Below are 15,292 nucleotides of genomic sequence, written 5' to 3' on the forward strand. Positions count from 1 at the left end.
GTCATAATTGAGTAACAGGAAATGAATTCCTCATTTCTTCCTTTGCGCTTCCCTCATAAATTAGCTATCATAAATGAGTAATATAGGGAGAACTGAGGTGAAACCATTGCTTAGCCTTTTGTTTAAAAAAGGAAAGAAAAAGCAAACATTAGAGCAGTCGGCTATCAGTATTCAACAAGGTGATATCGAACTGCAAAATGCATTAATAGAGCAATACAAACCATTTGTCGCTAAGACGGTTTCATCCGTTTGTAAACGATATATAGATGAAAAAGATGATGAATTCAGCATAGGCTTAATAGCCTTTAATGAAGCGATAGAAAAATACTCTGCCGAAAAAGGAAACTCACTGCTTGCTTTCGCAGAATTAATTATTAAAAGAAAAGTGATTGACTATATTCGAAAAGAAGCAAGAAATGCGCCAACGGTTCAAATGGACCTGCAAGAAAGTGAGAATGGCGAATACTCTCAAAGCATGATTGAAGCAGAGCTCTCTGCAAATGAATATAGGCGTTTAATTGAACAAGAACATAGAAGAGAAGAGATTGAACATTTTAAAGAACGATTGAAAGTTTACGGTCTCACGTTTCAAGAGCTGCTTGAGCATTCACCAAAGCATGCAGATGCCAGGCAAAATGCCATTAAAGTAGCCCATACACTCGTTGAACATGATGAGCTGAGAACCATTTTATTTCAGAAAAAACAATTGCCTGTCAAACAGCTGGAAAAGCTAGTGGAAGTCAGCCGCAAAACGATTGAGAGAAATAGAAAATATATCATTGCGATGGCGATCATTATGACAGGTGACTATGTGTATTTGAAAGATTACCTTAAAGGGGTGCTTAATTCATGAGAAGAGGCATTATAGTAGAGAAAAACAAAAAATATGTCACGCTGCTGACCCCTGATGGACAATTTCTGCGGACAAAATATGAAGAGCAAAACTATGAAATCGGCCAAGAAGTGACATTTCCGAATGAATCACGTCTCGAAAGAAAAAGAGCCGGTTTTTTTGACCTGCTTCGTTTACTTCCGTTAAATGCAGGAATCCTATCAATAGCAGCGATTATTGTCGTAATTTTTACTATGATGTCATCTTTCTCAAGTCAAAAAGCATATGCGTATATGACAATTGACATTAATCCAAGCTTTGAGCTGAAGCTTGATCACAATTATCAAGTGATCGGTGTCACACCGCTGAATAAAGATGCAAAGCAAGTACTGGCGAGTATGAAGGATTTAGAAAAAAACGACATGACCAAAGTCGTGCAGGAAATTATAGATGACTGTGACAAAAAAGGATATGTGAACAATTCTAAAAGTATTTATATTTCAACCGTTTATGAAAACAAGCAGGACAATACATATAAAACAAACGTAAAAAGCAAAATTAACACCATTTCTGGTGAATATCAAAAACGCAATTATAAGCTGGAAACTGTGGAAAGTGACCTGGAAACAAGAGAAAAAGCTCAAAAGGCAGGCATTTCAACAGGAACATATATTAGAAATCAAGAAATGCAAAATAAAGAACATGAAGACATCAAAAAGGATGAAGACGCAGCAGAGAACGATGCTGTGAAGGAAGAAGATCCTAAGAAACATGAAGAAGAACAAGCAGATAAAGACAATCAAGAAGACGTAAAGACAGACGATAGCGAAGAGATGCAGCCAGATCAAGAGGCTCCTGAAGCTGAGCACAAAGAGCAGAAGGAGGCAGAGAGGGAAGAGCAAGGATCTGTTCAAAAGCCTCAAAAACCTGATAATGAAAGCAAAGACAGCAACATAAAGGAAGAAAAGGATCATTCTTTCGATAAAGAGCAAAAAAAAAATCACTCAACTGATCCTGATGAAAGAAGACACTGGAACGGTACATCACGTGGTGATGCAGAAAAACACGCAAAACAAAACGGCAGGGATCAGAACCATCCATCCGCTGAACAAAAAAGAGAACATGCAAAGCAAAAAGGGAAAGGTGCACCGTTTCCTTATCGCGAGAACCGGCATGAGCACACATATCAACAATAAAAAAACGCCAGAATAGCTCCGGCGTATTTCACCATGTCATGATTTAGATTGATTACCCATTTGTGATTGAGCCTGTTGAACGAGTCTTTTTGTGATTTCACCGCCAACAGAACCGTTTGCACGTGAAACTGTATCTGAACCGAGAGTGACGCCAAATTCTTGAGCGATCTCGTATTTAAATTGATCTAAAGCTTGTTCTACTCCAGGAACAAGAAGTTGATTTCGATTTGCCATGTTCGTATTCCTCCTTTCACCTCATGTTTGTTGCGCCTTCTTATTTTGAAAAAAAAGCCGTACAATTATGCTGGCAATTGCTGTACAAAAAACCGAGATGATGAAGGTCACCTCGGTTCTTATTTATCCCTTATTCAGCTGCAGCGTATTATACATCATTTCTTGAGCTGTACTTTGCAAATGAGAAGTAAATACAGAGAAGACGGTAGAACTGATAATCCCTTTAATCAAATTCCATTGGCTCTTCGTCAATTCTGTAAACTCGTCATGAAGCTTGTCTGTCTGCTCCTCGGTTATTTCTCGTAAATTTGTTTCCTTTAATGGAAATTGTGTATGGTGATAAATAAAATCAAGGACGTACGCATATGCTTCATAAAAACGGATTGGACTAATAATATCATCTGTTCGATCTGTGATGGTGTTAAATAAGGCAGATAAGATCATACGTATGGTATCGAAGTCAAAAACTGATTTTAAATCCCTGACAATTAATAAAATAACGACCTGATCAATAGAGTACTTTTTGCCAAGCTCTGGATGGCCAATCATATCTTTAATATCACGTTTGATCCAATTTTGGATCGCCGTCGATTTAAGAGAAGTCAGCTCACACAAGTTGCCAAGCTCAACAATTTCATTTGTAGAAAGACCATGCTCTGATTTTTGCTTCCGCCGTTCAAGCTTCTCAAAAAAAGACGGGATCTTTAATTCATCATAGTCATGATCCTTGCCATTTTTTACAGATAGTTTCAAAAGCTGAAGCGGAGTCAGATCTCCCTCTCCTTTTAGAGAATACAGAAGTCTTGTCATGTCAATTCTCGTTAATTTAAAAGTAACCATGTTCCACCTCATTTGTACGTCAAAACGTGATTATTGATCTAATTCAACATCATAGTCTCTTTTTGATGAAAATGCAAAATAAACTCAAATTCAAACCTGTGCGTCACAATTTGTTCACTTTTCTGCTGGGGCAAATGTCGTAAATATTGATGTGATGGGGCTTTAGCCGTTATGATAAACAGAGAAAGTGATTCCTTTTTCCTTGCAATTTGAGACGTTTATTTTTATAATTTTATTAATAAGTTCATTTGAACTTAATATGACAGCGGAGGTTATGTATGGGTAAGAGAATATTTCTGTTTATATTAACGAACATTCTTGTTATCACTACGATTGGTATTGTACTGTCGGTTATTAGTGCAGCAACTGGTGTTGGTTCTTATATAGGAGCAGACGGAAGACTTAATATCCTTTATCTTCTTGTATTCAGTGCAGTTGTTGGTTTTGTTGGCTCGTTTATGTCACTTGCAATGTCTCGCTGGATGGCAAAAATGATGATGGGTGTACGTGTGTTAAATCCAGAAAAGGATTCATTAACATATGATGAGCAGCAGCTTGTTGACCGCGTGCACAGACTTTCAAGAGCAGCAGGCCTTTCTAAAATGCCTGAGGTTGGTATTTATCAATCATCTGAAGTCAATGCATTTGCAACAGGTCCTTCTAAGAGGAGATCACTTGTTGCAGTATCAACAGGATTGCTTCATGAAATGGATGATGCAGCAGTTGAAGGTGTCATCGCCCACGAAGTCGCTCACGTTGCGAATGGTGACATGGTGACGATGACGCTGCTTCAAGGAATCGTCAACACGTTCGTTGTGTTCCTTTCAAGAATTGCGGCATGGATCGCAAGCCGTTTTGTTTCACGTGAAGAGCTTGTGCCGATTGTTCACTTTATCGCTGTGATTGTCTTCCAAATCATTTTCTCTATCCTAGGAAGCCTTGTCGTGTTTGCATATTCTAGACACCGTGAATTCCATGCAGACCGCGGCGGAGCCGACCTTGCAGGTAAAGATAAAATGATTCATGCGCTTCGTTCACTTGAGGCGTACACGTCAAGAATCAAAGATGATGATCAAACAGCAGTCGCTACGCTGAAAATCAGCGGTAAACGAAAAGCTTCTCTTTTCTCAACACACCCTGATTTGAACGAAAGAATCAGAAGACTAGAAGCAAAATAAGAAAGACGAAAAGACATTCTTTAACAGGATGTCTTTTTCTTTTTGATGAAAAAGAAAATAAAGCATAAAATAGCTTTAAAATCATGTCTCTTTTCATTAAAATGATAAAGGTATTCGAAAAGATAGATAAAAGAAGGAATGACAATGAATCCTATAAAAAAGCTAATTGACCGGCTGTCAGCTTTTCAGTTGATTGCCCTTTATTATTTTCTTGCTGTGACCGTGTCGTTTATTCTTCTCAGCCTGCCAGTGGCTCATCAAGAGGGAGTCAAATGGACATTCATTGATGCCTTGTTTACAGCGGTGAGTGCGGTAAGTGTTACAGGACTGACTGTTGTCGACACCTCACAAACATTTAGTGTGGCAGGGATGTGGATCCTTGCGTTTGTTCTGCAAATTGGAGGCATCGGCATTATGACGCTCGGTACCTTCGTATGGCTTGTCATGCGAAAAAGAATTGGAATTAAAGAAAGAAAGCTGATCATGGCAGATCAAAACCAAAGCAATTTATCTGGAATTGTGAAACTAATGAAGCAGGTCTTATATTTAATTTTGCTGATTGAGTTTGTCGGCGGGCTGATTTTAAGCATGTATTTTCTCAAGTATTACGATGTGCAAAGCGCTTTCTTGCATGGCTTCTTCTCAAGTATTAGTGCGACAACCAATGGTGGCTTCGATATTACAGGGAGTTCTCTTATCCCTTACAAAGATGATTATTTCGTCCAGTTTATTACGATGCTGCTGATCATTTTTGGAGCGATTGGCTTTCCTGTGCTTGTGGAAGTAAAGGATTATTTGTTCAATCAGGACCGTAAGCACGCATCGTTCTCATTGTTTACAAAAATCACCACGCTCACGTTCGGCGGCCTTGTCGTTGTTGGAGCGATTGGAATATATGCACTTGAAGCCGGGTTTAGCTTTGTAGGGAAAAGCTGGCACGAAATCTTGTTCTATTCTTTGTTTCAATCAACTGCAACAAGAAGCGGGGGGCTGACAACGTTAGATATTACGCAGCTGACGGAACCGACGCTTTTATTTTTATGTATGCTCATGTTTATCGGGGCTTCCCCAAGCTCTGTGGGGGGCGGCATTCGGACAACTACGTTTGCTCTTAATTTACTTGCCTTGTTTCATTTTGCTAGGGGAAATAAATCCATCAAAATCTTCAAGAGAGAGCTTCATCAAGCGGATATTAATAAATCTCTTATGGTAACCATGATGGCCTTTATTTTGGTCTTTGGTGCTACGTTCCTGTTATCCTTAACAGAGCATAATACACTTCTTGAAAATTTATTTGAAGTCTGCTCTGCTTTCGGAACAACGGGGCTGTCGCTTGGGATCACCTCAGATCTCACTGTGTTTGGTAAATGTATCATCATGGTTGTCATGTTTATTGGCCGGATCGGTATTCCAAGCTTTTTATATTTAATAGGCCGAAGAGAAAGCGAAGCAAATTATCATTATCCGAAAGAGCGCGTCATTATTGGCTAAACAGCATTCAATTTGAATGCTGTCAGCGTGTAAACAAACCCTCGCATTCGCCCGCAGTTCTGCGCTCCGGTACTCACGAATGTCAAATTCGCTCCGTTCCGGTGCTCGTCCTTCCTAGACTTCAAAGGTTTTCTATCACGCTGAAATGAAAACAAAGGGCCAAAATGATCTTCATTTTGGCCCTTTGTCAACATCTTACAGCATTCAATTCGAATGCTGTTTTTTTATTTCCATTATCTAACTGGCTAAATCACATGGGATGTTCGCAATCTATAGGTAAGAGGTGAACGAGACGTGCTGGATGTGTTATGGAAAGCAATTGTCATGCTGCTAGTTGGTACCTTGCTGCTGAGAATAGCAGGGCCTAAATCGATTAGTCAATTAACTGTACAACAAACAGTCATCATGATTTCAATCGGATCGATTATTATCCAACCCTTTATTGAGCATAATTTACTTGAAACCATTTATGCAGCTACCATCTTTATTGTGGCACTTGTCATTATGGAGAAGCTGTCGATTCAATCGGATTTTTTTGAAAAATTGCTTTCAGGCAAATCGGTCGTGATTTTACAGGATGGCCAAATGATTGATCATAAGCTGAAGAAAACAAGGCTCACAAGGGACGAATTTAAAATGCGTTTAAAGCAGCAAGGCATCACTGACATCAGCTGTCTCAAAAAAGCCACGCTAGAAGCCAATGGGCAAATTGGCTATGAGTTAAAACCTGAGGAAAAGCCAGTGACGGTCAAGCAAATGAAGGAACTCCTTGACCAATTAAGAGAAGAACTAAACCTGTCAAAAAAGGACTGAATGCAGATGAAAAGAAAAGCAGCGAAAAATGAAGCATTAACAAATAATATGACGCCGACAGAAAGCATGGCACATGATCAAGGACAAACTCAATTTGACGAACAATCAAGAGATCGTCAGGCAAACCGAAATTCTCATAAAGGGAAACAAGGGGGAGCATCTCGTGACTAAGAAGCATATGAAGAGCAAAGAGATGAAGGACCATAAAAAGCCAATGGACCCAGATATTTTAGAAGAGGAATTTGGCAGTGAGCTTGGAGATATTAACAGCAGCAAATGGATTGATACGTTGGTAAAGCCAAAGAAAGATGATGCATGTCAGCAGAATAAGAAATAGAACGATCCATGAAGGATCGTTTTCAGCGTGTAGACAAACCCTCGCATTCGCCCGCAGTTCTGCGCTCCGGTGCTCACGAATGTCAAATTCGCTCCGCTCCGGTACTCGCCCTTCCTAGACTGCAAAGGTTTTCTATCACGCTGAAAGGAAGACGAAGGGCTAAAATAAAGATCATTTTAGCCCTTTGTCAACAATCTGAAACGATCCATGAAGGATCGTTTTTTATTTGATATAACTCCCTTGCCTGCCGGTGATCGTTCGCATGAGATTGGTCATTTTGAGCTCGATCACTGGCTGTGCAACGGTTTTGACAAAGGTGCTAGACAGGGTAAAGGTTAACAGAATGGTCAGCAGCAATAAAATGAGTACACTTGCTGCATTTAGCGCCCAGTCATCAAACCAAGTGGTTCTTAGCAGCTTGATCACAAAGCCGTGTAATAAATAAACATATAACGTTCTTGTTCCCCATTTTGTAAAGAAGAAACGGCGTGTTGGAACTAATGCAAAGAAGCTGAAAGTAGCGCCAAATGCAAGCAAATACCATGCCATTCGTTTCATCGCCGCAATCATTCCTTCATCCCCAAGAGAAGCATACGACTTTGAGCCAAATAAGAAGGAATAATCAAATTCATAGAAGTAGCAAAACAGGAACACAGCCATTAATACAAAAAGTGCTGCCAGCTTTCCTTTGCTTGTACGGATGAATTCAAAATGCTGCTTTTTTAAATAGAATCCAGCTAAAAACATAGGCAAAAAGACAAACGTACGTGATAAGCTGAGTGTATCGCTGATGCTGTCCACATAACCGACGAGTAAAGCAATCGATAAACTGACGATCATCGCCCAGTGAAACGGCAGTTTTGAAAAAGGAATGAGCAGCAAATTCCAAAAGAATAAACTAATTAAAAACCATAAGGACCATTGTGGATCAATTGGATTTAAATTGGCCATGCTTTGATCCTGCAAGAGATAATAGTAAACCGAATAGATCACCTGAAAGATTAAATATGGGATGATCAGCTTAACGGCGACTTTTTTCATAAAGCCCGGTTTTCTAAACCCTTTTGCAAAAAAGCCAGAAACTAAAATAAAGGCGGGCATGTGAAAGGTATAAATAAACTTGTATAAATAGAGCATCCAGTCATTATCATGAATGAATGATCGTAACAAATGACCAAAAACAACTAGAAAAATCAGAAGGAATTTCGCATTATCAAAATAACTATCTCGTGAAGATGCCATAACATCACCTTTCCTGCTCGATTTCAAACATAAATGTTCTAAGTGCACTGTTCCCTTATTTGCCTCATTCTAAAATACATTTTCGCTCAATTCGCTATTTGATGTGAAATTGTAGAATGGTTGTAAAAGAAGCGTAAGAAAAGTGAACCGTTGTACAATCCTGTCATCCAAATGAAATAAATGAGACAGTCTTCGTGTAAAAAGTTATCTTTTTTTATGAGTCGAATGAAGGAACAATGAAAATATTGTAGAAATATTGTAGAGGAATGAGGCTGGAAAAGGAGTGTAAGAGAATGACTGAAACGCTCGATGGCAATAGGTTAACCCCTGCGGGAGATATCAGAAAATTAGAAAAAGAGAACGAATATTTGCGAACTGAGTTAATGCAACAAAAAATGCTATTAAATAAGACGCTAGATGCCATTTTTATATTTGATCAGCACCTCAACATCATCCAAGCCAACGAAGCAACATGCAGGCTTGTCCAGACACCGAAAGAAGACCTCCTCAATAAATCCGTTCTAGATTTCCTATACGGCATCCCGAAAGATAAAATTGAATGCTCACTCGATCTATTTTTTCGAAAAGGTACGTTAAAAAGAGAGATCTCCATTCAGCTGGAAAATGGTGAGACAAAATACATTGAATTTGTCGCAGAGCACGATACCATGAGTCAGCAATATATTGTGGTCATGCGAGATATTTCTTCAAAGAAAATATTAGAACGAGAACGCTCCATGAATGAGCAGCTGTTCAAAGATTTGTTTGACCGAGCCATTGACGGGATGGTCATTTTTGATCAGGATGGCTGCATGATTGATGCGAATCATTCTTTTTGTCAGAGCTTTGAGCTGCAAAAGACTGATTTAACCGATCGCTATTTACATGAATTTGTCGAAGAAGAAAATCTTCCCGCCTTGCAGCATCTTTTAACGTCACTTAAAGAAACAGGGAAAGCAAAAGGGGAGCTTCCTGTTACCCTTCAATCTGGCCAGCAAAAATTATTTGAACTCACCATTACATCAAATGTGATGAGTGGTTTTTATATGTCCATCATGCGGGATATTACAGAAAAAAGACTGATGGAAGAGAAGCTGTTAAAAAGTGAAGAACGCTTTAGAGAAATTTTTGAAAATGCAATGGATGCCATCATCATATGGGCGGACGATGGAGAGATTGTGAAAGCCAATGAATCAGCCTGCCGAATTTTTGAATTACCGATGCACTCGCTGATTGGCAAAAAACTCACCGACTTTCTCGTCAAATCTGATAAGAGATATAGACCAACAAGAAGACGCTATATCAGGAATGATGAAATAAGGGAAGAGCTGTTGTTCAAAATGGCTAATGGACAGTATAAAGAGCTTGAGTTTACTTCAAAGCATGCGGTATTAGAAGGACAGCACTTAACCATTTTACGTAATGTAAGTGATCGAAAAAGAATGGAGCAGGAGCTGCGCGAAAGTGAGCTCAAATTCCGTAAAGTCTTTAATGGCTCAATGGACGGCATTGTTCTTTTTGATAATCAATACCGAATCATTGAAGTCAATCCATCTGCCAGCGAGCTGCTTCAATTGAAGGACGATCAAATAACAGAAATGAATCTTTTCCACATCCTTGCCCCTTATCAAATAGAAAATTTGGCTCAGCCCGCCGAGGCGATGTCATTAGATGAAATGGATAATGAGGTTCCGTTTGTACTGAACCATCCAGATCAGCGTATCCTGGAATTCTCTTTTAAACGCAACATTATCCATAATATGAATTTGGCGATCTTTAGAGATGTGACAGAGCGGAAGGAATTAGAAGAGCGGGTGAGAAAATCAGATACCCTTCATGTGGTCGGAGAGCTTGCCGCTGGAATTGCTCATGAAATTAGAAACCCGATGACAGCATTAAAAGGCTTCATTCAGCTGTTAAAAGGAAATATAGAAGGGGAATATTCGCTCTATTTTAATGTCATCACATCAGAGCTGAAAAGGATTGAATCCATCATCACCGAATTTTTGATTTTAGCGAAACCGCAAGCCATTGTATATGAAGAAAAAAATGTGGTGCAAATTGTGAAAGACACGATGGATCTTCTGCACGCACAGGCGAATCTTGGCAATGTTCAAATGCATCTCAATGTGCTGGATGAGATTCCGCTCATTTATTGTGAACAAAACCAATTAAAGCAGGTCTTTATTAACATTTTAAAAAATGCAATTGAAGTCATGCCGCGCAAAGGAAATGTCTATGTGAGCATTCAGCGGAAGGGCGAGGAGCATATTGTCATTTCACTGCGTGATGAAGGCTGCGGAATGGCAGAGGATAAGCTAAAGCGTCTAGGCGAGCCTTTTTATACAACGAAAGAAAGAGGAACTGGACTTGGCTTAATGGTTAGTTATAAAATTATTGAAGAGCATCAAGGAACCATTGAGGTAGAAAGTGAGGAAGGCGTAGGAACCGTCTTCCATCTCACGCTGCCACTTAGGCAGCAGAAACAAGAAGGAGAGCAGTAACGTGTATTATACCGTCTATCACGCACCCATCGGGGAATTATACATACTAGAAAAGGACGGTGCCATCATCGAGGTGATGTTTGATGATGAACCGTTTTTAGCAAAAAAGCAGGCAGCGAATCTAAAGCAAGCAGATACGCCTGTCTTACAAGAAGCGAAAAAGCAGCTAGATGAATATTTCAAGGGTGAGCGGCAAGTATTCGATCTCCCGCTCAAGCAAACAGGTTCTCCGTTCCAAGAGCAGGTGTGGGAAGCATTGTCGGCCATACCATATGGTGAATCAAAAAGCTATGCAGACATTGCAGAAGCGATTGGCAATCCAAAGGCTGTAAGAGCCATCGGACAAGCTAACAGACGAAATGCATTACCTATTTTTATCCCGTGTCACAGGGTGATTGGAAAAGACCGGTCTCTGACGGGCTATGCAGGATCGAAGACAGACATGAAAGCGGTCCTGCTTGAATTAGAAGGCATCCCATTTGTTCAAAAATAAATCGATTGACCTGTTCCAAATGTTTGTCAAGCGACATATCCTTTTATTAAGCTAAAAAAGTTGGTTTAGGGAAAAAGGAGGGCGCTGGCATGTTTTGGGGCAAAAAAGGCAAAATGTATGCCGTTACGTCACTATGTGTCAAAATGAACGTTTTGACAGAAGAACAAAAAAAAGAAATCTTAACAAAAACGAATCAAGAAACAAAAAAGCGCGGTGCTCTTAAATGACAAGAACACGGCGCTTTTTTGCGATCATTGAGAGATGCTTTCGGCGAAAAGAGCATCAATCTCTTCTGCATAGTTCGATGTGATAATTCCCTTTTCTGTAATGATGCCTGAAATAAGATGATGAGGAGTGACATCAAAGGCGGGATTGAATACCTGAACATCAGGCGGTGCAATGGGGACGCCGTTTAATTCCTTTACTTCCAGCGGGTCGCGCTCTTCAATTGGAATATCTGACCCGTCGCGGGTGGATACATCAAAGGTTGAAAGCGGTGCTGCTACAAAAAACGGAATGTTAAAATGCTTGGCTAGAACGGCAAGACCTAACGTTCCAATCTTATTCGCTGTATCTCCATTACGGGCGATACGGTCAGCTCCAACAATGACAGCAGAAATTTGCTTTTCCCTCATCGTATGGGCTGCCATGTTATCTGTAATGAGCGTCACATCCACGCCGCCTTGCATGAGCTCCCATGTTGTCAGACGAGCGCCTTGAAGAACAGGGCGTGTTTCACATGCATAAATGTGAAGATCAAGATTTTTCTTTTTGGCTAAATAAAAGGGAGCAAGGGCTGTTCCATACCGGCTCGTTGCGATGGAGCCTGCATTACAAATGGTCATGATACGGTCACCTGATTTAAAGAGCTGAAGTGCATTTTGACCGATTTGTCTGCATGTTTCTTCATCTTCTATTTGAATTTGAATGGCTTCATGCACAAGGTCTGTTTTGGCTGCATTCACTGATGCTGCACGCTGAATGCGCTGCAGCAGCCGGTCTAATGCCCAGGCGAGGTTCACAGCGGTTGGACGAGCACTGTTTAAATATTCTTTGATTCGAATGACTTCTTGTTTAAAAACATCCAATTCTTCTGTTTCAATTGCTTGTGCACTAAGCGCCAGCCCAAAAGCTGCTGTAATGCCAATCGCAGGCGCTCCGCGTACTTTTAATGACACAATCGCATCATACACATCTTCTTTCGTATATAAATGCTCAAATACGGTTTCGGTTGGTAATTTTTGCTGATTTAAAATGTTAATACGGTTTTCTTCCCATTCGACAGAACGGGGGACTTCAAATTCTTTTGACAAAACCCGTCACTCCTTTACAGATGGCTGGAATAATGCGACGAGGTCAGACGCTGTTTCCACTGCATGATATTGTTTGATAAATGTTTTTCCAAGTGTCAGTGCTGCTTTTTTCTGTTGAATCCGTCTAGTTGGTGATGGAATTGCATCAAGGTCAGCGGCATGAGCAAGACCAATTGTTCGGCGGACAAGCTCACAGCCGGCAAAGCCTGTCGCTTCTTGTAAGATCCGGTCAAAGGTTGTTTCTAAAAAGCTGTCCGATACACTAAACGCTTCAATGCTGTCCTCTTTCCAAGCTTTTGTGAACACTTCTTTGAAGGTTGCCCATACATTGACGACATGGTTAAAAAGGTGCTGCTGCTCGTGTTCATTCTCGCGAGATAAAGCATTCAGGAACAGATTGGCGATAAAGTGGCCGATATCGAATCCGAAGGGACCGTAAAACGCGAATTCTGGATCAATGATTTTCGTTTCAGTTTCATTTGCAAAAATACTGCCTGTATGAAGATCTCCATGAACCAATGTTTCAGCTGATGTCAGGAAGATACGCTTTAATTCTGCTGCCCTAGCTTGCACTTCAAGATCTGCCCAAAGCGCTTCTGCTGATTCTCTTAATTCTTCTTCGAAGTCATTTGTTTCACTATCGAAGAAAGGGTCTGTGAAGACGAGTTTTTCTGTAATATCACACAGGTCAGGGTTCGTAAATTGCTTCACAAATTGTTTTTTGATTTTAGGATTTGTAGCAAAGTCAGATGTGTAAAAAAGTGTTTTTCCTAAAAATTCTCCAACATGATCAGATAAATGCGGGTATTGTTTTCCGGCAATTAGCCCTTTTCTGACGATTTCTAAGTGGGAGAGATCCTCCATGGCTGTCACTGCAAGAGCTGTATCTGAATAATAGACTGCTGGTACGAGGTGAGGCGCATATTCTGACTGCTTGATCAGGGCGGCACTTTCAATTCTTGCCCGGTCTAATGTAAGCGGCCAGCTCTCCCCTACCACCTTTGCATAAGGCAGCGCCTGCTTGATGATCAATCCTTTTTCTTGTTTGTGATCATAAATATGAAAGACGTAATTTAAATTCCCGTCCCCGATTTCAGTACATGTCAAATGACTGCTTTCTTGGATCAAGCCAAGTCTAATTGCGAGTGCAACTGCCGAGCTTTCTGTTAGTTCTTCATATGATGCCGTAAGTGTAACCAATTGCTTCCCCTCCAAATCATATAAAAAAGCCTCTTTCTCCTGAGAGAAAGAGGCTTGATGGTGTGTATGCCCAAAGCCTCTCTTATCTCTCAGCACATACGTCTGATGGAATTAGCACCGTGCCCTATAAGACAATTGTCTTGGCGCTTTATTTGCTGCGCCCCACTTCACAGTGGTATTAACGGTCGGTTGCTGTTGGGGTCAAAAGGCCAAATCCCTCGCCCAACTCTCGATAAGAGAAATCAATATGTAATTGTTTCGTGTCTGATTGCATTTCTTAATTCAAGATATTATCAGAGCTGCGCTTTACATGTCAATCTTTTTTCAAAATTGCTTTACAATTCATAAAACAATCCATTACAGTGATTGTATTGTCACGTAACTTGAATAGAAGGTGAAGAAATGGAATTCCAGCAATCAGATGTGTTGAAACAATTACCGAAACAATTTTTTGCGTCCCTTGTCCAAAAGGTGCAGAAAAAAGTACGGGAAGGGGCAGATATCATTAATTTGGGGCAGGGAAATCCTGATCAGCCAACTCCTCCGCACATTGTAAAAGCCATGCAGGAAGCGGTAGCAAAACCTGAAAATCATCAATACTCCTCATTCCGTGGAACAGCGAAATTAAAAAAGGCTGCTGCCGCTTTTTATGAAAGAGAATATGGGGTCGCACTTGATCCAAAAACGGAAATTGCGATTTTATTTGGCGGGAAAGCAGGGCTTGTTGAGCTGCCGCAATGTCTGCTGAATCCGGGTGATACGCTTCTTGTCCCTGATCCTGGTTATCCTGATTATTGGTCAGGCGCTGTGCTTGCTGGAGCGCATATGGTAACCATGCCACTTCTTGAAAAAAATGATTTTTTACCTGACTACGATTTGCTGCCTGAAGATGATAAGAAAAAGGCAAAATTAATGTATTTAAATTACCCCAACAATCCGACGGGTGCTACGGCAAGCCGTGCATTTTTTGAAGAAACCGTTACGTTTGCGAAAGATCACGAGCTATGTGTAGTCCATGATTTTGCATATGGCGGCATTGGATTTGATGGAGAAAAGCCGCTCAGCTTTCTGCAAGTAGAGGGAGCGAAAGAGACGGGAATAGAAATTTACACATTATCTAAAACGTACAATATGGCAGGGTGGAGAGTAGGATTTGCAGCAGGAAATTCGTCTGTTATTGAAGCGATTGAGCTTTATCAGGATCATCTGTTTGTCTCGCTGTTTAAAGCCACTCAAGATGCAGCAGCGGAAGCGCTGTTAAGCGATCAAACGTGCGTGCAGGTGCAAAATGATCGATATGAGAAAAGGCGGAATGTGTGGATGGCTGCCTGCAAAGAAATTGGCTGGGAAGTCAGTGCACCAAAGGGTTCATTTTTTGCTTGGTTAAAGGTGCCGGAAGGATATACATCTGAAGCCTTTTCTGACTTATTATTAGAGAAGGCACATGTTGTTGTTGCGCCAGGTAATGGCTTTGGTGCTCACGGTGAAGGGTACGTGCGAGTAGGGCTTCTAACAAGTGAGGAGCGGTTACAAGAAGCCGCTCAGCGTATCGCTGCTTTGAAGCTGTTTGAAAAAAAGCCATTGACAACATAAAAAAATGGTGCGATAATTCAGGCAAT

At 40.6% G+C, this 15,292-nt stretch carries 16 protein-coding genes and 1 riboswitch; of the genes, 11 read left to right on the top strand and 5 right to left on the bottom strand.

Translation table 11 applies throughout. The annotated features are described in order from the left end of the window. Positions 1 to 97: 97 nt before the first annotated feature. The gene (sigI, locus tag NSQ34_RS06320) at positions 98 to 853 is read left to right on the top strand and encodes an RNA polymerase sigma factor SigI (protein ID WP_003210952.1); all 756 of its coding nucleotides are present in this window, start codon (positions 98 to 100) and stop codon (positions 851 to 853) included. After that, positions 850 to 2,028, top strand: a complete 1,179-nt coding sequence (locus tag NSQ34_RS06325) for an anti-sigma factor domain-containing protein (RefSeq protein ID WP_342501055.1) — start codon at positions 850 to 852, stop codon at positions 2,026 to 2,028. The genes sigI and NSQ34_RS06325 overlap by 4 nt, the downstream gene beginning before the upstream one ends. A 36-nt stretch (positions 2,029 to 2,064) precedes the next feature. On the opposite strand, the gene NSQ34_RS06330 is transcribed toward NSQ34_RS06325, so the two are convergent. Beyond that, complete coding sequence (locus NSQ34_RS06330) at positions 2,065 to 2,262, bottom strand: alpha/beta-type small acid-soluble spore protein (RefSeq protein ID WP_034281522.1); 198 nt, start codon at positions 2,260 to 2,262, stop codon at positions 2,065 to 2,067. Positions 2,263 to 2,385: 123 nt separating this feature from the next. Next, on the bottom strand, positions 2,386 to 3,102 hold the full coding sequence (locus tag NSQ34_RS06335) for a DUF1836 domain-containing protein (protein WP_120207166.1): 717 nt from the start codon (positions 3,100 to 3,102) through the stop codon (positions 2,386 to 2,388). 278 nt (positions 3,103 to 3,380) lie between these two features. On the opposite strand from NSQ34_RS06335, the gene htpX reads away from it, so the two are divergent. The 5 genes from htpX (at position 3,381) to NSQ34_RS06360 (ending at position 6,921) form a co-directional block, all read left to right on the top strand. Then, a complete protein-coding gene (gene htpX, locus NSQ34_RS06340; RefSeq protein WP_024424664.1) occupies positions 3,381 to 4,280 on the top strand; it encodes a protease HtpX in 900 nt (299 codons plus the stop codon). Between the two features lie 144 nt (positions 4,281 to 4,424). Further along, positions 4,425 to 5,771, top strand: coding sequence for a TrkH family potassium uptake protein (locus NSQ34_RS06345; protein WP_080652937.1), 1,347 nt, complete (start codon positions 4,425 to 4,427; stop codon positions 5,769 to 5,771). A gap of 294 nt (positions 5,772 to 6,065) precedes the next feature. After that, positions 6,066 to 6,584: a YetF domain-containing protein gene (locus NSQ34_RS06350; RefSeq protein WP_176967487.1), complete on the top strand. Its 519-nt coding sequence runs from the start codon at positions 6,066 to 6,068 to the stop codon at positions 6,582 to 6,584. Positions 6,585 to 6,590: 6 nt separating this feature from the next. Then, positions 6,591 to 6,755, top strand: a complete 165-nt coding sequence (locus NSQ34_RS06355) for a hypothetical protein (RefSeq protein WP_087975542.1) — start codon at positions 6,591 to 6,593, stop codon at positions 6,753 to 6,755. Then, complete coding sequence (locus tag NSQ34_RS06360; RefSeq protein WP_170825835.1) at positions 6,748 to 6,921, top strand: hypothetical protein; 174 nt, start codon at positions 6,748 to 6,750, stop codon at positions 6,919 to 6,921. Before NSQ34_RS06355 ends, NSQ34_RS06360 begins: the two co-directional genes overlap by 8 nt. A gap of 222 nt (positions 6,922 to 7,143) precedes the next feature. Here the strand turns inward: NSQ34_RS06360 and NSQ34_RS06365 are convergent, their stop codons facing one another. Further along, positions 7,144 to 8,163 (bottom strand): acyltransferase family protein, encoded by a 1,020-nt coding sequence (locus tag NSQ34_RS06365; RefSeq protein WP_041116436.1) that lies wholly within the window; start codon positions 8,161 to 8,163, stop codon positions 7,144 to 7,146. A 293-nt stretch (positions 8,164 to 8,456) separates the two neighbouring features. On the opposite strand from NSQ34_RS06365, the gene NSQ34_RS06370 reads away from it, so the two are divergent. From NSQ34_RS06370 to NSQ34_RS06380, 3 genes are all read left to right on the top strand, one after another. Continuing rightward, the gene (locus tag NSQ34_RS06370) at positions 8,457 to 10,667 is read left to right on the top strand and encodes a PAS domain-containing sensor histidine kinase (protein WP_176967486.1); all 2,211 of its coding nucleotides are present in this window, start codon (positions 8,457 to 8,459) and stop codon (positions 10,665 to 10,667) included. A gap of 1 nt (position 10,668) precedes the next feature. Next, positions 10,669 to 11,160, top strand: coding sequence for a methylated-DNA--[protein]-cysteine S-methyltransferase (locus tag NSQ34_RS06375; protein ID WP_065214290.1), 492 nt, complete (start codon positions 10,669 to 10,671; stop codon positions 11,158 to 11,160). A gap of 89 nt (positions 11,161 to 11,249) precedes the next feature. Continuing rightward, entirely contained in the window at positions 11,250 to 11,387 is a 138-nt protein-coding gene (locus NSQ34_RS06380) for a hypothetical protein (RefSeq protein WP_162860203.1), read from the top strand. A 24-nt stretch (positions 11,388 to 11,411) separates the two neighbouring features. On the opposite strand, the gene mtnA is transcribed toward NSQ34_RS06380, so the two are convergent. Together mtnA and mtnK are read right to left on the bottom strand one after the other, a co-directional pair. After that, a complete protein-coding gene (gene mtnA, locus NSQ34_RS06385) occupies positions 11,412 to 12,473 on the bottom strand; it encodes an S-methyl-5-thioribose-1-phosphate isomerase (protein WP_176967485.1) in 1,062 nt (353 codons plus the stop codon). A 6-nt stretch (positions 12,474 to 12,479) separates the two neighbouring features. Then, positions 12,480 to 13,673 (bottom strand): S-methyl-5-thioribose kinase, encoded by a 1,194-nt coding sequence (mtnK, locus tag NSQ34_RS06390; RefSeq protein ID WP_061109968.1) that lies wholly within the window; start codon positions 13,671 to 13,673, stop codon positions 12,480 to 12,482. 79 nt (positions 13,674 to 13,752) lie between these two features. Further along, positions 13,753 to 13,912: riboswitch (SAM riboswitch) on the bottom strand. Positions 13,913 to 14,075: 163 nt separating this feature from the next. Here mtnK and NSQ34_RS06395 point away from each other — a divergent pair. Then, positions 14,076 to 15,266, top strand: coding sequence for a pyridoxal phosphate-dependent aminotransferase (locus NSQ34_RS06395; RefSeq protein WP_176967484.1), 1,191 nt, complete (start codon positions 14,076 to 14,078; stop codon positions 15,264 to 15,266). The last annotated feature ends 26 nt before the right edge of the window (positions 15,267 to 15,292 follow it).

Source organism: Bacillus sp. FSL P2-0069 (genome assembly GCF_038593315.1).
Classification (GTDB): domain Bacteria; phylum Bacillota; class Bacilli; order Bacillales; family Bacillaceae; genus Bacillus; species Bacillus safensis.

Coding starts and splice junctions, on each gene's coding strand:
- NSQ34_RS06345 (WP_080652937.1), top strand. CDS start 4,425: ATGAATCCTATAAAAAAGCTAATTGACCGGCTGTCAGCTTTTCAGTTG.
- NSQ34_RS06355 (WP_087975542.1), top strand. CDS start 6,591: ATGAAAAGAAAAGCAGCGAAAAATGAAGCATTAACAAATAATATGACG.
- NSQ34_RS06325 (WP_342501055.1), top strand. CDS start 850: ATGAGAAGAGGCATTATAGTAGAGAAAAACAAAAAATATGTCACGCTG.
- NSQ34_RS06380 (WP_162860203.1), top strand. CDS start 11,250: ATGTTTTGGGGCAAAAAAGGCAAAATGTATGCCGTTACGTCACTATGT.
- htpX (WP_024424664.1), top strand. CDS start 3,381: ATGGGTAAGAGAATATTTCTGTTTATATTAACGAACATTCTTGTTATC.
- NSQ34_RS06395 (WP_176967484.1), top strand. CDS start 14,076: ATGGAATTCCAGCAATCAGATGTGTTGAAACAATTACCGAAACAATTT.
- NSQ34_RS06335 (WP_120207166.1), bottom strand. CDS start 3,102: ATGGTTACTTTTAAATTAACGAGAATTGACATGACAAGACTTCTGTAT.
- NSQ34_RS06370 (WP_176967486.1), top strand. CDS start 8,457: ATGACTGAAACGCTCGATGGCAATAGGTTAACCCCTGCGGGAGATATC.
- NSQ34_RS06330 (WP_034281522.1), bottom strand. CDS start 2,262: ATGGCAAATCGAAATCAACTTCTTGTTCCTGGAGTAGAACAAGCTTTA.
- NSQ34_RS06365 (WP_041116436.1), bottom strand. CDS start 8,163: ATGGCATCTTCACGAGATAGTTATTTTGATAATGCGAAATTCCTTCTG.